Below are 934 nucleotides of genomic sequence, written 5' to 3'. Positions count from 1 at the left end.
GGCAAGCACGGCCCATGCACAGATTGCCGTCATTGATGGCGCCAATCTCGATATAGCCCGCAAGAATGCGGACAATACCAACTCCATCATGGATTCGAACAAGGATATCCTGAAAAAGAGCGACGAGATCCTGCAGGCTCTCAGCGGCAGTCGTGACGGATCGCTCGGGATCGGACAGATGGGCCTTGGCGGCAATATGTCGATTGCCCAGGCGCCGTCGTTCGGATCGATCCTGAACGGCGGGGCTCTTTCGTTTGGCGGCCTTTCGCCCGAAATCCAGAAAATCGCCGGCGCCGTCATCAACGGGCTCCAGCTGGTGAAGCAGCTCCAGCAGATTGCCGGCAAAGAGACGAGCGCCGTCAACACGGCCTATGGCGGCAGCGTCAACGTGGCCTCGCTGCTAAGCGCGCTGACTTCGCAGGCCTCGCAAGGTGTCACCCAGCGCCAACGGTCCCTGCAGTCCGCGAGCGGGCAGATCGGGCAGTCACAGGACGTCAAGGGATCGGTGGACCAGAACACACGAATGCAGCTGGAAAACGCGCGCGCGGTCAACGAACTGATCGGCGTGCAGAACGGTGCGGTCGCGGCCCTGAATGAGAAGCTGAAGGGAGATCTTCTTCGCCAGAGCCAGGTGCAGAAGATGATGACGCCGCGCACCGTCAATCCATTCGCGGAATTCGGCAAGAGCGGGGGCTGAGCGCTTGTCGAGGCGAGTCCTGCGCATATGCGTTGTGATTGGGCTCGGCGCGGGGCTTTTTGGATGCGCTAATCGCGAACTGAAAGCTCCGTGCGGGCCTTTGGCGTATGCCCACACCGACGAATGCGGCGCGCTGAAGCCGGTCAATTCAACGCCGTTCGCCAGCATCATTGACGAGGATCCATGAACGGTCTCGCCGCAAGCATCCTCGGTGGCATTGACAACATCGGCGAGGAC

Annotated in this window: 1 protein-coding gene; it reads left to right on the top strand. The window is 60.8% G+C overall.

The annotated features are described in order from the left end of the window. Positions 1–697, top strand: a 697-nt coding sequence (locus tag X760_RS73535) for a type IV secretion system protein (RefSeq protein WP_023723262.1), incomplete at its 5' end; no start/stop codon positions are given. Between the last annotated feature and the right edge of the window lie 237 nt (positions 698–934).

This window comes from Mesorhizobium sp. LSHC420B00, from assembly GCF_000503055.1.
Lineage (GTDB): Bacteria > Pseudomonadota > Alphaproteobacteria > Rhizobiales > Rhizobiaceae > Mesorhizobium.
Note: the sequence above shows the minus strand (reverse complement) of the source record. Positions and strands in the feature narration are given on the sequence as shown.